16 protein-coding genes and 2 pseudogenes are annotated in these 15971 nt (G+C 33.4%); 3 read left to right on the top strand and 15 right to left on the bottom strand.

Annotation, left to right across the window (positions count from 1 at the left end; all coding sequences use genetic code 11):
• Nucleotides 1-14: 14 nt before the first annotated feature.
• Nucleotides 15-584, top strand: coding sequence for a DUF4126 domain-containing protein (locus IPJ23_09835; protein MBK7630975.1), 570 nt, complete (start codon nt 15-17; stop codon nt 582-584).
• Here IPJ23_09835 and IPJ23_09830 read toward each other — a convergent pair.
• The 4 genes and pseudogenes from IPJ23_09830 to IPJ23_09815 all read right to left on the bottom strand — a co-directional run bounded on the left by IPJ23_09830 (nt 547) and on the right by IPJ23_09815 (nt 5214).
• Nucleotides 547-1122 carry a pseudouridine synthase gene (locus tag IPJ23_09830; protein MBK7630974.1) on the bottom strand — a complete coding sequence of 192 codons (576 nt, stop codon included), beginning with the start codon at nt 1120-1122 and terminating at the stop codon, nt 547-549. The genes IPJ23_09835 and IPJ23_09830 overlap by 38 nt on opposite strands.
• A 4-nt stretch (nt 1123-1126) precedes the next feature.
• A pseudogene (locus IPJ23_09825) lies at nt 1127-2229 on the bottom strand (sorbosone dehydrogenase family protein).
• Between the two features lie 121 nt (nt 2230-2350).
• Nucleotides 2351-4078, bottom strand: coding sequence for a hypothetical protein (locus tag IPJ23_09820; GenBank protein MBK7630973.1), 1728 nt, complete (start codon nt 4076-4078; stop codon nt 2351-2353).
• The gene (locus IPJ23_09815) at nt 4078-5214 is read right to left on the bottom strand and encodes a serine hydrolase (protein MBK7630972.1); all 1137 of its coding nucleotides are present in this window, start codon (nt 5212-5214) and stop codon (nt 4078-4080) included. Before IPJ23_09815 ends, IPJ23_09820 begins: the two co-directional genes overlap by 1 nt.
• 118 nt (nt 5215-5332) lie before the next feature.
• On the opposite strand from IPJ23_09815, the gene IPJ23_09810 reads away from it, so the two are divergent.
• Nucleotides 5333-6808, top strand: coding sequence for an aminotransferase class V-fold PLP-dependent enzyme (locus IPJ23_09810; protein ID MBK7630971.1), 1476 nt, complete (start codon nt 5333-5335; stop codon nt 6806-6808).
• Between the two features lie 205 nt (nt 6809-7013).
• Nucleotides 7014-7640: a cytidylate kinase-like family protein gene (locus IPJ23_09805; protein ID MBK7630970.1), complete on the top strand. Its 627-nt coding sequence runs from the start codon at nt 7014-7016 to the stop codon at nt 7638-7640.
• 75 nt (nt 7641-7715) lie between these two features.
• Here IPJ23_09805 and IPJ23_09800 read toward each other — a convergent pair whose 3' ends face one another.
• From IPJ23_09800 to IPJ23_09750, 11 genes and pseudogenes are all read right to left on the bottom strand, one after another.
• A complete protein-coding gene (locus IPJ23_09800; GenBank protein MBK7630969.1) occupies nt 7716-8537 on the bottom strand; it encodes an alpha/beta hydrolase in 822 nt (273 codons plus the stop codon).
• Nucleotides 8538-8585: 48 nt separating this feature from the next.
• A complete protein-coding gene (locus tag IPJ23_09795; GenBank protein ID MBK7630968.1) occupies nt 8586-9131 on the bottom strand; it encodes an alpha/beta hydrolase in 546 nt (181 codons plus the stop codon).
• A complete protein-coding gene (locus IPJ23_09790; protein ID MBK7630967.1) occupies nt 9098-9532 on the bottom strand; it encodes an alpha/beta fold hydrolase in 435 nt (144 codons plus the stop codon). The genes IPJ23_09795 and IPJ23_09790 overlap by 34 nt, the downstream gene beginning before the upstream one ends.
• Nucleotides 9533-9545: 13 nt before the next feature.
• A complete protein-coding gene (locus IPJ23_09785; protein MBK7630966.1) occupies nt 9546-10697 on the bottom strand; it encodes a hypothetical protein in 1152 nt (383 codons plus the stop codon).
• A gap of 110 nt (nt 10698-10807) precedes the next feature.
• Entirely contained in the window at nt 10808-11119 is a 312-nt protein-coding gene (locus IPJ23_09780) for a hypothetical protein (protein MBK7630965.1), read from the bottom strand.
• A 37-nt stretch (nt 11120-11156) separates the two neighbouring features.
• Nucleotides 11157-11501, bottom strand: a complete 345-nt coding sequence (locus IPJ23_09775) for a hypothetical protein (GenBank protein ID MBK7630964.1) — start codon at nt 11499-11501, stop codon at nt 11157-11159.
• Between the two features lie 50 nt (nt 11502-11551).
• Entirely contained in the window at nt 11552-11713 is a 162-nt protein-coding gene (locus tag IPJ23_09770) for a hypothetical protein (GenBank protein ID MBK7630963.1), read from the bottom strand.
• Complete coding sequence (locus IPJ23_09765; GenBank protein MBK7630962.1) at nt 11710-12084, bottom strand: hypothetical protein; 375 nt, start codon at nt 12082-12084, stop codon at nt 11710-11712. The genes IPJ23_09770 and IPJ23_09765 overlap by 4 nt, the downstream gene beginning before the upstream one ends.
• A gap of 22 nt (nt 12085-12106) precedes the next feature.
• Nucleotides 12107-13628: pseudogene (locus IPJ23_09760) on the bottom strand (AMP-binding protein).
• Between the two features lie 1554 nt (nt 13629-15182).
• Complete coding sequence (locus IPJ23_09755) at nt 15183-15371, bottom strand: hypothetical protein (GenBank protein MBK7630961.1); 189 nt, start codon at nt 15369-15371, stop codon at nt 15183-15185.
• Between the two features lie 290 nt (nt 15372-15661).
• Nucleotides 15662-15889, bottom strand: a complete 228-nt coding sequence (locus IPJ23_09750) for a hypothetical protein (protein ID MBK7630960.1) — start codon at nt 15887-15889, stop codon at nt 15662-15664.
• Nucleotides 15890-15971 lie beyond the last annotated feature (82 nt).

Here is a 15971-nt window from a genome sequence, read left to right as displayed (position 1 = left end):
AGAAAGTATTTCCTATGGAATTGGTATTAAGTATTTTCATTGGTATCGGGCTTGCGGCAGCAGTTGGGTTTAGAATTTTTATTCCTTTTCTAGTTGCTTCAATTGCAGCATATAGTGGTAACTTGGAATTATCAACATATTTTGGCTGGATAGGAACTCTGCCTGCGCTTATACTTTTTGCAGTTGCTACAGTGGTTGAGGTATTCAGTTACTACATTCCGTGGGTTGATAATTTTTTAGACGCAATTAATCATCCACTTGCAATATTTGCCGGCATTGTTTTGAGCGGAGCAGTTGTTACAGATTTTCCTCCTTTAATAAAATGGTCGCTAGCATTGATTGCAGGTGGTGGAATGGCGGGAACTATTCATGCTGCTACTGGATTGATCAGACTTAAATCTTCTGCAATTACAGGAGGTGTTGGTAATCCGGTTGTTTCAACTGTTGAAGCAGGCAGCTCAATCACATTATCTATTATTGCTATTTTTATTCCAGCCGTTGCTGTAATTATTGTAGGAATTATGATTGTTTATTTATCGTTTATGATTAAGAAAAAATTCTTTTCTCCATCTGAAGAAAATTAATAATTTTATATTCGCCTATATTTAAATTATTAATATTCCAGTCGCCAACAGAATATCTGATTAATCTTAAAGTTGGATGACCAATTGCTGCTGTCATCCTTCTAACTTGTCTATTTTTTCCTTCATTAATTTTTAATTCAATCCAGCTAGTTGGGATATTTTTGCGAACTCTAATTGGTGGATTTCTTTCCCAAATTTTGGGTGCTGGTAAAGTTCTTATTTTTACTGGTTTTGTCACTCCGTCTTTAAGTAAAATACCTTTTCTAAGTTTGTTTAGAGATTCATTGCTTGGAATTCCTTCAACTTGAACCCAATAAGTTTTTTCTAATTTATGCTTGGGATCTGAAATTACATTTTGCAATTTCCCATCATCAGTTAAAATCACAAGTCCTTCGCTATCAAAATCTAATCTGCCAGCAGCATAAATATTTTTTATATCAATAAAATCTGATAAAGTTTTTCGCTTTTCTTTATCTGTAAATTGGCATAAAACGTTAAATGGTTTATTAAATACAATTAGCATAAAATATTTACTCATAGCTTCATTTATAACTAATTCTATAAATACAATCAGCATAGTCATCCGAAACAAGCATTGAACCATCCGGCATTAGTTCAATATCAACAGGGCGACCAGAAACCGTATCTCCATTTAGCCAGCCATCTGCGAATGTTTCGTAACTAACTGAATTACTCTCATTTAATCTTACTAAGGAAATTCTATATCCGATTTTTTGACTTCTGTTCCAGCTTCCATGCTCGGCAATGAATATTTGATTGTGATATTCTATAGGAAACATTTGTCCGGTATAAAACTCCATTCCTAATGCCGCGACATGAGGACCAAGTTCTTGAACTGGTTTTGTATAAGCTGAAGTATCGGCTTGTGCACCAAATTCAGGATCCAAAATATTTTTCCATGCAAAAATGGATAACCAAAATGCAATCCTTTTGTTTGAGCGTGATTTAATTCATCCGGGGGAATATTATCACCCAACAAATCTCTACCGTTATCAGTAAACCATAATTCATTTGTGGTTGGCTGCCAATCAAAGCCAACAGTGTTTCTTATTCCTTTTGCATAAACTTCAAAGTCGCTTCCATCAGCATTCATTCTTGATATTGTTGCGTATCGCTCATCTTCATTTTCCATTAAACAAATATTACATGGTGCGCCAATCGATACATAAAGTTTTCCGTCAGGACTAAATTTTATAAACTTCCAACCGTGACTTCTATCTGTTGGAAAATCATCACGTACAACTGTGTAAGTCGGATTGTTTTTAAAATTGTTATCAATATCTGCGAACTTAATTAGTCTGCTAACTTCAGCTACATATAAATCACTATCTTTCAAATCGACTCCGTTTGGCATATCAAGCCCGGTTGCAATTGTAAATATTTCATCAACTTTAAAATCATTATTGCTATCAACCAAAGCATAAACATTTCCGGCGTTTCTTGTACCAACATATAAAATACCATTGGGACTAAGTACCATTGAGCGAGCGTTTGGGACATCAGAAGCGTAAACTTCAATCATAAATCCTGAAGGTAAGTTAATTTTTGATGATTGTGGTTCTGAATCAGAGTTGCAGGAGATAAAAAGAATAACGGTTATGCAAGTTGTTAATAATTTAATCATAGCGGCCTCGTTTATTTATAAAATCAAATGTTTGGTTTCCATTGAAAGCCAATTTTAAATTCTGTATTAGGAATTGTAATTGGCAACCTGCCGTTAGATTTGATAGAACCCTTCAGCAGATTTAAAGCTGCTCTTTGGGATGTATCCGTATTACTAAATGTGCAAATAAATTTTTTGCGTTTGGGAAAAGAGAAAGTATATAAGGGTTTTCAAAACTAATTATTATAACCTTATTGTTTAGAGCTATAATTTTATCTATAAAATTTAATTGTGCATCTGATAATGATTTGCCATTAATATCATTTCTAATATAGAAATAAGAGGCAACAATTATTAGTTCGCAGTCCTTTGCAATATCCAAAGAAAATTGATAATCAGAGTTTTTAGAATCACTTGTTAGCGTTGTCTTACTGTAAATAGGAAAACTATTATTGTAGATATTGCTAAAATATGCACTCTTCATTGTGCTTCTATTTGTGATATCTACTAAAAGTGTCTTAATATATTTTGACGAATCTAATGGAAGGAGATTATCATCCATCTTAATAACGGCGATAGAATTTTCTGCAATAGTTTTTGATAATTTATAGTGTTCTTCTATTCTTATTCGTTTAGGAAGTTTGATATTCTTCTTAAAATTATTTTTATCAAGCTTAAGCCATCTTTTTGATGATAATATCTTTCTAACACTTTCATCTAATCTTTCTTTAGAAATCTCTCCTGATTTTACAGCTTTATATATAGAAGTGATCCCATCTTTTATATTTGGGGGCATAAGTATAATATCATTTCCAGCTTTAAAAGCTTGAACACAAGCTTCTCCATCAGAAAAATATTTTGTTACAGCTTTCATATCTAGAGCGTCTGTAATTATTAAACCTTTGTATCCAAGTTCTTCTCTTAAAAGTTTAGTTATGATGTTATTAGAAAGGGAAGCCGGTAAATTTTTGTTTGGCTCAAACGCAGGCACATTTAAATGTCCAACCATAATAGCGGGGACATTATTTTCGATTAGTTTTATAAACGGCAGCAATTCATTTTCATATAAATAAGCTTTTGTGCCCCAAATAACGGGCATATCGTAATGTGAATCTATTCTTGTATTACCGTGACCCGGAAAATGTTTTGCTGTTGGGATAACTCCACCGTCAATTGAACCTTCGATATATGATTTACAAAAATCCGTTACGATATTTTTATTTTCAGAATAAGAGCGAAGATTTATTACCGGATTTCCAGGATTATTATTTACATCAGCAACAGGTGCAAAATTAAAGTTAACACCAAGCATAAGCGCTTCAATAGCGGTTGCTTTGCCAGTTTGATATGCGTAATCTGTATTATTTGTAGAACCAACTGCCATGCTATGCGGAAAAGTATTTGATGCATTCATTCGCATACCAATTCCATTCTCAAAATCTGCGGCAACAAGCAAAGGAATGTTTGAACTTTTTTGTAACTCGCTTATCATTGATGCTGTTTCGTCAACATCACCGGTTGAGATTACAATTCCACCAATACCATGAACCTGAACTAATTCTTTAGCAAATTTAAATTCTTTTGAAGATTGTTTGAGAGTTTTACCAAACATGGCAGGCATAAATATTTGAGTGCATTTGTCATACAACGTCATTGATGCCAATGTTTTATCAACCCACTTTTTATCTTCATCGGTTAAATCAAAAATATTTGTTGATTTTGAAACCTTATTTTTTAGAAATGTTTTATTCTCTTCTCTCAGAAATGAATTTGCATCACTATTAATTGCTGGTAAAAATAAAACTAAGAATTGGAATACAATTAAACTTAAAAAACCAAAATTTGTTTTGGCAGATAAACTATTCTTCATTAATTCTTTTCTAAACATTTAATAATTGTGTTATGAAGTTCCGGGCGTACTTTTCCTAATTTACCATTTTCTCTTGTTGGATAAACACGATTAGTTAAAAACACGACAAATAAATTACGTTCAGGATCAGCCCAAATAGAAGTGCCTGTAAAGCCTGTGTGACCAAAGGAATTTGAAGAAAAGTAATCCCCTGATGATGAGCCAGTTTCTGATTTAGTATCCCAACCAATTGCCCTTGAGCTTTCATTAGAATACTTTTTTGTAAAATACTCAACTGTGCTCTGCTGAATAAACTGTTTGTTACCCAACTTTCCTTTATTCATTAATACATCCATTAGTTTTGCAATATCATTAGCAGTTGAAAATAATCCTGCGTGGCCTGCTACTCCGTTTAACATAGCCGAAGTTTCATCGTGAACTTCGCCCTGTAAAGTTTTCATTCTCCAATAATTATCTATTTCGGTTGGCGCACAGAATTTTTTTACAGAATCAATTGGATTGTAAAATGTCGAGTTCATACTAAGCGGAATAAATATTTCATCTTTACAAAAAACATCTAAAGTTTTTTCGGTTACTTTTTCAATAATTTTCCCAAGTGTTGTGATTCCTAAATCAGAATAAACTGTTTTTTCTCCAGTTTTATATTCTAACTCAGAGGAATAAATTTCCTTTAAAACTTCATTTGGAGTTAAATTTCTTTCGTAAAATTTTTTCCACGCTGTTAATCCTGAATTATGAATCAGCAAATTTCTTATTGTTATATTTTCTTTTCCGTTAACGCCAAACTCAGGAATGTATTTTACAACTTTATCATCGAGCGAAAATAAGTTTCTATCACAACAAAGCATTGCTGCAGTTGCAGTGGCAACTACTTTTGAAAGCGAGGCTAAATCGTAAATTGTATTCGTTGTAACCATTGGTGAAGTTTTTTCATAAGTAAAATTTCCGAAAGGTTTTTCATAAATAATCTTCCCATCTTTGTAAACTAATACAACTGCACCGGGAAAAGCTTTATCATCAATAGCTTTATTGATTACAGAGTCAACACCTTTAAATTGAATACTGTTTTTTTGTGGGAAATAGCTACTAATAGCCATTAATATTATCAAAATAATATTTTGTGGTAAACGTTTCATAAAATATTCCTAATGGTAAAAAGGCTGTTAAATTTAATTAAAAAGATTCACCGAAAAAATCCAATGATTCCCTTGTTACAAATTACTATATTTCGCATAAGAAAGAACAAGGTTTATTATGAGTGAATTAGAAGAATATTTTTCACAATATCGAAAAAACATCATCGGAATTGATACAACATTTGAAACACCATTTGGCGCTAAAAAATTAATTTATGCCGATTGGATTGCAAGCGGAAGATTGTATAAGCCTATTGAAGAAAAACTTTGCAAGACTTTTGGCCCACTTGTTGGCAACACACATTCTGAGGCAAGTGTAACGGGCACAACAATGACTTTTGCATATCATGAAGCTCATAAAATTATTAAAGAGCACGTCAATGCGAGCAAAGATGATATAATAATTACAGCTGGTTCCGGAATGACTACTGTTATTTGCAAATTCCAAAGGCTGCTTGGATTAAAAATTCCTGAACAACTAGCGGATTATTTAAAACTTCCTGCAGAATTAAAGCCCGTTGTATTCATAACTCATATGGAGCATCATTCAAATCAAACAACATGGTTGGAGACGATTGCGGATGTAATTGTAATCAATCCCAACGAAGCCGGTTTAGTTGATTTTAATGATTTTAAGAAAAAGTTAGATAAGTATAAAAACAGAATCTTAAAAATTGGTGCATTTACTGCGGCTTCAAACGTAACAGGAATAGAGCCTGATTATTATCAACTGTCAAAAATGATTCATCAGTACGGTGGTTATTCTTTTATAGATTTTGCTTGTTCTGCACCGTACGTTAAAATAGATATGCATCCTTCTGATGTTGAAGCTAAACTTGATGCAGTTTATTTTTCACCTCATAAATTTTTAGGCGGACCGGGAACTCCGGGAGTTTTAGTTTTTGATTCCAAACTTTATAAAAATAAAGTCCCCGATTTACCTGGTGGCGGCACAGTTGATTGGACAAATCCCTGGGGACAACATAAATTTGTAGCAAACATAGAAGCCCGTGAAGACGGCGGGACCCCTGCATTTCTTCAAACTATTAAAGCAGCACTTTGCATAAAGTTAAAAGAAAAAATGGGTGTTGATAAAATTAGAGCTAGGGAGGAAGAACTTGTAAAAGTTGTATTTAAAAGATTTAAAAAAATTCCAACACTCCACATACTTGCTGAAAATATTGAACACAGACTTGGCGCAATTTCTTTTTATGTGGAAAATATCCACTACAACTTAATTGTAAAATTATTGAACGATCGTTTTGGTGTACAAGTTAGAGGCGGTTGTTCGTGCGCTGGAACCTATGGGCATTATTTACTTCACGTTGATCCAAATCATTCTAAAGTTATTACTGATAAAATTGATCACGGTGATCTTTCCGAGAAGCCCGGTTGGGTAAGAATGTCGATTCATCCAACAATGACTGATGAAGAACTAGATATTTTTTTAGATGGTATGGAACAAATTGTTCATAATGTGGATGATTGGAGTAAAGATTATTTTTATGATAAATCAAAGAATGAATATTTTCACAATTCATCAAACGGGTTAGAATTAGAAAGAATTAAAAGTTGGTTTAGTATTCAGCCATAAAAGGAAGCTTTACTTGATTGACTTTAATTAAAAAAATGTTAAACTATCAATGGAAACATTCTGCAAATTGTGCTTTAACTAAATAAATACTCGTTACCCAAAAAAAAAAAAAGGAAGGACGGTGTATTATGTTAGCAATAGGTTCTTACGAAAAATGTAAGCAATACATTAAGTTTCATTCCTCAGATTCTGAACTTAAAAAGAAATCTTTCCTTGTATTACAATATCTCGCCAGACAGGTTCTGGCTCATACGAAGTTTCTGAAAAACTAATTAGTATTTTACAGCCAAGAACAAAGGATTCAGATAATCCATGGACGTATTTTAATAAAGAACTGCTGAATAAAGTAATTGAAGAATTTCAACTGCCAAAAGTTTTTACCAACTATATTACTGAAGACAAATACAGTCATATTTCTGATGCGGTAAATGAATTACTTGGTGTTAAACCTTCAGAATGGACGATCATTCATAAAACAACAGAAATAATTTTGCAACTTGCAAAATTTGGAAAGACAATAATAGTTGGTAGGGGTAGTGCAATTATAACATCAAAATTGCCGAACTGTTTTCACATAAGATTGGTTGCTCCACTTGAACAACGGTTAAAACACGTTCAGGAAGTTTTTAATTATTCTAAGCCAAACGCGATGGAATATATTAAAAGAGAAGATGAGAATAGAAAAAAGTATTTAAAGTCACATTTTTTCCGTGAACCTGATGACGCCACAATTTATCATTTAGTAATTAATACAGGCAAGTTAAGTTATTTAGAGGTTGCAGATGTAATTGCGCAAGCTGTGATCAAAAAATATTCAGAAAGTTTTAATTAATTTCTAATTTTTATTTGTAACTCTAAAATTTATTTTATGAATGAGATAAGCTGATAATTAAATTCTTCTGGCTTTTCATACTGCAAAAAAATGTCCGCAATCATTTAATAGTAAAAGTTTGTTGTCTTTTATTTGTGATGATCCAATTAAAGCGATTTCCTCTGTCGTTGTTTGATGTATTGATTTATTTGGAATAAGCAAATCATTTTTTCCAAATAATACTAATGTGGGAATATTAATTTCATTTAAACGTTCAAAAACAGGTGCTTTCAATAATCCAAACAAGGAATTTGACACTACAGAACAGTGATTAAAAAATTCCTCATCATCTTTAATTGCTATTCTGTCTGAAATCATTTCTTCTGCTTCTACTGGCATTTTAAAAAAATTCATTTGATAATTTAATCTTACCTGATTATCTGAAGTTTTGAATAAAATCTCAGGTGAAATGATCTTCTTTAATAATTCGATTTCATCACTATTAAAAGTTTCAAAACCTGCCGGTGCAACCAGAATAAGCCTTTTAATTTCATCTGGAAACGAAATAACATATGAAGCAGCGATTTGCCCACCCATAGAATGACCGACAAGAGAAACATTTTTTAATCGGAGTTTTGAAATGAATTCTTTAAGCATTTCTGTGTAAAAACTAACTTTACCGGAATGAACTTGTTTACTCGATTTTCCATACCCAGGCAAATCCAAAGCAATACATCTGAAATGTTTTTTTAATTCAGGAATATTTCTATCCCACGCTTTTAAATAACTACCGAGTCCGTGAATAAAAAGTAGAATATTTTCAGAATTACCTTCATCGATATAGGCGATTTCGTAATCTTTTACTTTTATAAATTTTTCAGAGTAAGGATATTTGATTTGATAGAATATACTGTTCATATCTGTAAGTGATGCTTCCTTAATTCAAAGGAAGCATCTAAATGTAAACTATTTCAGAAAATCTAAAACTGTCTTGTTAAATTCATCAGGTTTTTCGATTTGTATCATATGACCTGCTTCATCTAACTCAACAAGTTTAACGTCTTTGATATCTTCAGCACCTTTTTCAAAAACATCAGATGTAAAACCGGGATTTAAATATGGATTAGGAATCAATCCATCATACTTTCCATAAATCACCAATGTTGGAGTCTTGATTAAACTAAGTTTATCGAATGTTGGTTCATCTAGCATTCCATTTACACAACGTACAACGGTGTAGCAGAACTCATCAAAATCCGATGCTTTTCTCATTCGAACTCTTTCCTCTACCATCCACTCCCATTTGTCACCCCAACTGTAGAAATTCATAGATAAATTTCTTCTAATTCCTTCTTCGGTTGTGGATTTTACACCTTTAATTGTCATTACACTTCTTAACCAATCACCTTCGCCTCTCTGGAATTCTTCAAACCCAGCAGGTGATGCAAGAATTAATTTACTAAGTAAAGTTGGATATTTTATCGCAAGTTTAATTCCAATTTGCCCACCCATAGAATGACCAACATAAACAACATTTTAAGTTTTAACTCATCAATGAGATTTTTAATTTGATCTGCATAGAATGACATTGAATAAGAATAATCTCCCTTTTCTGATTTTCCGTAACCTGGAAGATCTACAGCAATTACTCTATAGTATTTTGCAAGTTCAGGAATGTTATATCTCCAAAATCCTGCATTACTGGCAAGTCCATGAACAAGTATAATAGTTTTATCTCCATTGCCTTGATCGATGTAAGATATTTTAGGATTATTTAATACAGTTTTTATTTGATAACCGTAATCAATATCAGAAAACTCTAACGCTGGTTTATCCCAATAAAGATATCCACCTGAGCATCCTACTAATAAAAGCATACTGAACATACTGATTAGATACAAAGATTTTTTCATATTGCGCCTCCTCTTAAAACATTAGCCAGCTAAGCGTTGTAAAAAACACCCATGGATCTTTAGGGCGAGTATTTGAGTAAGTGACTGAAGGTGCATTAAAAAAATCACCAAGCGCACAGTAACCAGCACTAACACCAAGTGTTAAGAAAACTTTTAAATTGTATTTAAATTCAACATTAACCTCAGTACCCATATATGAATCACCACCTGCAGGAGTTACGTTTGATAAAGCTGAGGCTATACCCAGTTTACCACTGAATTTATTTGGAATAAAGTCTTTATATAAATTTAAGAAAGCAGCTGTAACTCCAAGACCCATGTTAGAAATATCATGAACAACAGAATAATATCTATTAACAACTTGGGCATCAGGGAAAAGTATTGGCGCTCTATGAGAACTATATATTCCAACAGGTGAACCATATACATTTCCAGTTATTACACTTGTTACTGTCCCGTCGCTAACACCGTTATCATCTCCTGAGGTGTATAAAGCTTCGAGTGAAATTTTGTCGTTTGCAGTCTGTCCATACTTATAACTTGCACTAAAATTGGCAGTTACACCAAAAACATCCGCAGCTTTATTAATTGATGTACCTACCGTATCAATTATACCAACATTAGCTATAACGAACGCATCAGCCCAAATTCTTCCGGCAAGAAAATCTCTGTTATAAGCAGCTCTGCCGCCAATCCATCCAAGATCAGCCTGATATTTTTGATTAGTTCCGGCAAATCTAATTCTAGTAGCCCCATTATAATCTGCCAGTGCGCTTGTTAATCCCTGGCCAAGCACTGAAATACCGCCCGCATTTTTACCCCTATCCCAAACGTACCATAAGCTGCCACCAACTTCTAACAAAGGCTGTACTCTTGATTCAACATCAAACATCCACAGAGTCACATCATCGTCTTTGCTTATTTCATTTTCCCACAATTGGAAATAACTAAATCTACTTTTTGTAACCGGCGATAGATCGTAAAACAAACTTGCACCAACTGCTTGAGTGCCCCAGAAGGAAAGTTTATATCCGCTGGTTTGCGCAGTTTGAAGTGTGTTAACATTAGGATCACGAACGTTATCAAACAAACGCTGCATCCCTAAAACAACATTCCAATCAGAATTTTCAGGTCTTAAATCCACATTTGCAAGTAATGTTTGCAAGTTTACCTGGCCACCATTAATTGCACCGCCACGATTGTTTCCTACACCATAAGCCTGATCGCCCCAGGTATAATCAATCTTAAATAATCCCCTGAATGTAGCAAAACCATCTAATATAGAAGGTTTGTAAACAAAGTAAGAACAAATCTTTGTTCTGCATAAACGGATGTTTGAGGAATTGTGTTGGTAGAATTTTGACCGAATAATCTTCCAATTACTTGTCCCTGCAAAATATCATTTGTGGGAGTAACATTTGAACCTGTTGCTCTTGTAAAGGAGTAGCCTATAAATTGAAATTCTTTTGGTGCAGGATCTTTTAGTCTATTATCATCCTGAGCAAAAGACTTCCGATCAATAGAAATAACACAAACTGAAATAGTAAAATGTTTTTCATTGGTTAACCTCCAATGATTAATAGTCATAAAAAGACGGCGGAATAGTCCGCCGTCAGGTAAAATTTTATTGATAAATAAATGTTTGGATCCACATTATTCCTAATGGTGAACCATTGTACTTTGTACTTCCAAATCCCTCTGATGCTGTTGGAGCTGAAAATCCTGCTATAGCCGGATTGGTCTGGATTACTTCATATTTAAGATCATTCGTTGTAACACGGTAAATTCCTGTTGATGTTACAGAGGTAGGAACTGTTTGATTTAAAGTAATATTTCTTATTGAAGTATTTGAATTAGCAGTTGTAGAATATGTACCAGAGTATGTAACGGTAGCGTTACTGCTGTCAGTTGCCACTACAGTATAAGTATTATTTGCATTAAATGTGGCAGTTATGTTTTTAGTCTTCAAAGTTAACTTGAGACCAAGAGCGACATTATTACCATCTGATAACCAGTTTCCTAATAATAGCTCAATAGTTGGATTAGTTGGTACAATCCCTGAATATAAGTGGCTCCTAATGGAGTGCCTAAATATTTGGTGCTTCCAAATCCTTCTGAAGCAACTGGGGCCGTAAAGCCTGTGATTGCGGGAGTAGTTTGGATAACCTCATACTTCATCATTCCCTTGGAATCAACTTGATAAATTCCTGTGATGTAACAGAAGTTGGAACTGTTTGATTTAAAGTAATTGAGCGAATAGTTGTCCCGGTATTTTCCGATACAGAATATGATCCTGAATAAGTTACTTGAGCACCAGTGCTATCTGTTGCTATGACAGTATATGTATTATTAGAATTAAAAGTGGCTGTAATTTTTACAGTCTTTAAAAGTGTAACCAATCCAGGGGCAACACCAGCACCTTCTGATATCCAGGTATTAACAATTACATCATCAGCAGGTGGTGTAACGATAGGATTGTCTTCACTTTTACTGCAACCAAAGTATAAAAACGTTAGGCTAGCAAACAGGAATAAAACTAGTAAGTTTTTCATAAGAACCTCTTTTTTATTGAATTTAATTATTATTTAATGAATCTAAGTGTCTTTGGATTAATTTCTTTTTATCAATTTTTCCCGCTTCGGTTTTAGGAAGCTCATCAATAAAGTCTATATGTTTTGGAATTTTATACTTTGCAAGATTTCCCTTGCAGTATTCTAATATTTCATTTTGTGAAGCAGTACAATTTTCTTTTAGAACAACATAAGCTTTACCTACTTCACCCCATTTTTGATCTTCAACACCAATAACTGCAACTTCTTTTATTTTATCATTTGTATATAGATAGGATTCAATCTCAGCCGTAAAAACATTTTCACCCCCCGCTTATGTACATATTCTTTTTACGATCAACTACATAGAAATAATTTTCTGCGTCACGTTTTACTAAATCACCTGTATGAAACCAGCCATCTGTTATCGACTTATTTGTCTCTTTTCATTTTTCCAGTAGCCCGGCGTAACAACTGGAGATTTTAACCATAGCTCGCCAACTTCGTTTTTAGTACATTCACCTCCATCTTCTTTTACAATTTTGTCTCGATATAGAAATTTGGAAACCCGATTGATCCTTTTTTCTAATTGCATCATCCTGATGAAGAGAAAACAATTCGGGCCGACTTCTGTTAAACCAAAACCCTGTCTTATATAAATACCTTTTTATGCCATATGTTGATTAGTGGGATTGGCATTGGGGCTCCACCAACAATTGCATATCTAACTTTAGACAAATCAACTTTTTTAAAGTAAGTGAATCAGACATCATTTGTAACATTGTTGGAACACCAAAGAGCAATGTTGTTTTTTCTTGTTCCATCAATTGTAAAATCAAATCAGCATCAAATTGTGTTAACAATGTATGCGATGCGCCGTGATGAAGAAAGGGGGTAAATAATACATTCCAACCGCCTGTGTAAAAAAGGGTGCAAAACTCTGTGTGTGATCACTTGAGTGAAGATCAAGTCGTAATCCTGTATTGATGGAATTCCAGAATAACATTTTATGTGTTATAATAACACCTTTTGAAAGACCCGTTGTTCCAGCAGTGTAAAGAATCATCACTGAATCATTTTCAGTTAATATTTCTTTTGAGACAAAATCTGACTTAACATTATTTTCTAATAAAAATCTTGTGATTTCATTTAAAGAATGGACGACATTTATTTTTTTAAGTGAAGAAAGTTTCGGTATGTGATCTATAAACTCTTCATCGTAAAAAAATAATTTTGGTTCTGCATCGTTAATTAAAGAAATCAAGTTCACGAGGTATCAATCTAAAATTTAATGGAACGAGCAATGCACCAATTTTAATGCAAGCTAGAAATAGAATTGCAGATGTCAGATTTATTCTTAGAATAAATTGCAATGCGATCACCCTTTTTAATTTTGTATTGATCAAGTAAATATTCTGCTAATGCATTTGTTCTTAAGTTGAAATCAAGAAAATTCCATTGAACATCCCGTTGATGTTCACGAAGGAACATTTTATTTGGTGTTACTTTGCCCAATTAGCAAGCCAGTCAATTTGAAAATTATTCATCAGTTTTTCTCCTTGTAAAGAAATAAACTAATCCTCCTGCGATTAGTGATGCAGAAATTGCCATTGCAGCAGAGACGCAGGATTTGTCCCGTTGCAATGCTAAATGGCACTTTAATGTTTCCATAGAAAAACTAAAGTGAACAACAATTGCAACTAATGAGGCTGTAATAACAACTGCTTTTGAAGTGTTTTAAAACATCCCAAATAAAATTGGAACAAACGCCGCTGAGAAATAAGCGTAAACACCGTTCTGTGCAAAGATGCCCACAATTAATTTGGGGATTGATAAGTTGATCATATGAAAGGAGTATTGAGATAATGGCAATAAATATAATTACAATTCTGTTTGTTAAAATGGTAGCAGCTGAGTTCTTTTGTCATCATCTGGAAAATATTTTCCGAATAAAGGGTTGATAATGTCAGCCGTTATTGAAGTAGAGATACGGATTGAATTAATCCTTCGAGCGTAGAAATTCCTGCCGAGATTAATCCCATTACTACTACTATTAAACCAATGTAAACAGGAAACTCACGAACAACGTAAGCAGATACAACGCCGTCTAATTTTTAATGGGGCACCATTAACTGTTAAATCAGGAAAATCATTCGTGCATAAAGTCCACAATAACAACCAGAAAGAACAGCATTTGTGTAATTATTCCTGTTGTTAAATATCTATTTACATCCTTATCAGTTTTTTAATAAAAGTGATTTAGTAATGATATGGGGTTGACAAACAATTGCAACTCAATCACTATTTGAGCGAATATTATTTCGAAATAATCCCGGAATAAAAAACTACTTTCATTTGTAATTTGAACGAGTTTAGGATCAATGCTTGCCAGCTTATCTAAAAAACCATAATGCCATTTGAAAATGTTGATATCTGACCAAGCAAGAGTATAAATGCAACAACAATCATAATTACCGTTGTACTGTGTTAGTTGTAAACCATTGAGTTTGCGCCGCCAAACATCATTAACCAAATATGAAAACAACTAATCCAATTAGGATAGAAAGTTCACTTACGTTTAAAAGTTTTGGATAAAACTTTTGTTAATCCAACATAGATCAAAACAATAAAAGTGATTAATGTAGAAAGTGTAAGGAAAGCAAAGAATAAGGAATAGCCTTTGCTCTTATATCTTCATGTTCCCATCCATTGAGCCATAGTTAGAGCTTTTACGTTCTACCATCATTACGAAATCCTTTATTAAAGTGTCAAAACTAATGATACCATTTCTGCAGTAGGCATAACAATTGCGTAAGAAATCACTCCGCTAATTCCGTAAAATGCAATGAACCTGGATTAATAATAAATGTAGCGCTCGTCATTAAGCTGTAGAAGTGCAGATCCTACAGCAATCGGGGAGAATGCAACATTACCAACCGTAATCACTTAAGTTTTTATTTTAAGTGCGCCGCGAATTACAAAAATAAAATCCCTGCGCTGTAAGCGATTACGAGAAATCCAACCGGCAAATACAAGTTCTTTTGAAGCGATATCCCATAACTGATAATTTATTATTCCATTTTAAAAATTGAAAAAGCAAGCTAATCTGCCACGGAACCAATGAACAAAACTAAATCTCCTTTTTTAATCAATCCTTTTTGATTAGCATCATCAAAAGCCATAGGTATGCAAAAGCAGAGCAGTATACGCATACTTTTCCTTAATAGTATGGCCTTTTTCCTTTCAACTTCAAGATTATCAAGAGTTTCCCAAATAGAATTAATATTTATCTGGTGATGAAGTAATGATCTATATCATCTGGTTTTATTTTTAGTTCATTACAGGCTTCTTTTGTAAATCATTCGTGTCCGCTCTTAATTGGATTAGTTTCTTTCGGGAATTTTTTGACAAACTTTAGTAAATGATCTTTATTCTCGAAAACTTTTTGTGTGACAGGCTGATGTGTACCACCGTAAATACCCATCCAATCACAATATTGTCCTTCAGTATAAAGTTTACTTGTAAGAAATCCTTCCTTTCCATTTTCAATTGATGTAAGTAGAACTCCTGCAAAGCTCCATCAGCGAAAAGAGTTACTGTTTTTATCCTGCAGATTTAAGTGTTTACTCATCGCATAAGCGCCAATAACCAAAACTTTGTTATACTTTTTGTCCGATATAATAATATATTTTGAAAATATATCAAGCGTGGTTACAAATCCAGCACAAGCAGTATTTACATCGAGCGTTCCAGATTTAATAGCTCCTAATCGATGACGTACAACAGAAGCAGTTGAAGGTGGAAGAATATACTCAGGGTATCCGTTGCAATAATAATTGAAATCAAGAGTTCATCTGCTTTTATTTTGCATTATCTAAAATTATTTTCGC

It is taken from the genome of Ignavibacteriales bacterium (assembly GCA_016709765.1).
Lineage (GTDB): Bacteria > Bacteroidota > Ignavibacteria > Ignavibacteriales > Ignavibacteriaceae > IGN3.
Note: the sequence above shows the minus strand (reverse complement) of the source record. Positions and strands in the feature narration are given on the sequence as shown.

Coding starts and splice junctions, on each gene's coding strand:
- IPJ23_09835 (MBK7630975.1), top strand. CDS start 15: ATGGAATTGGTATTAAGTATTTTCATTGGTATCGGGCTTGCGGCAGCA.
- IPJ23_09830 (MBK7630974.1), bottom strand. CDS start 1,122: ATGAGTAAATATTTTATGCTAATTGTATTTAATAAACCATTTAACGTT.
- IPJ23_09820 (MBK7630973.1), bottom strand. CDS start 4,078: ATGAAGAATAGTTTATCTGCCAAAACAAATTTTGGTTTTTTAAGTTTA.
- IPJ23_09815 (MBK7630972.1), bottom strand. CDS start 5,214: ATGAAACGTTTACCACAAAATATTATTTTGATAATATTAATGGCTATT.
- IPJ23_09810 (MBK7630971.1), top strand. CDS start 5,333: ATGAGTGAATTAGAAGAATATTTTTCACAATATCGAAAAAACATCATC.
- IPJ23_09800 (MBK7630969.1), bottom strand. CDS start 8,537: ATGAACAGTATATTCTATCAAATCAAATATCCTTACTCTGAAAAATTT.
- IPJ23_09795 (MBK7630968.1), bottom strand. CDS start 9,131: ATGGGTGGGCAAATTGGAATTAAACTTGCGATAAAATATCCAACTTTA.
- IPJ23_09790 (MBK7630967.1), bottom strand. CDS start 9,532: ATGAAAAAATCTTTGTATCTAATCAGTATGTTCAGTATGCTTTTATTA.
- IPJ23_09780 (MBK7630965.1), bottom strand. CDS start 11,119: ATGACTATTAATCATTGGAGGTTAACCAATGAAAAACATTTTACTATT.
- IPJ23_09770 (MBK7630963.1), bottom strand. CDS start 11,713: ATGATGAAGTATGAGGTTATCCAAACTACTCCCGCAATCACAGGCTTT.
- IPJ23_09765 (MBK7630962.1), bottom strand. CDS start 12,084: ATGAAAAACTTACTAGTTTTATTCCTGTTTGCTAGCCTAACGTTTTTA.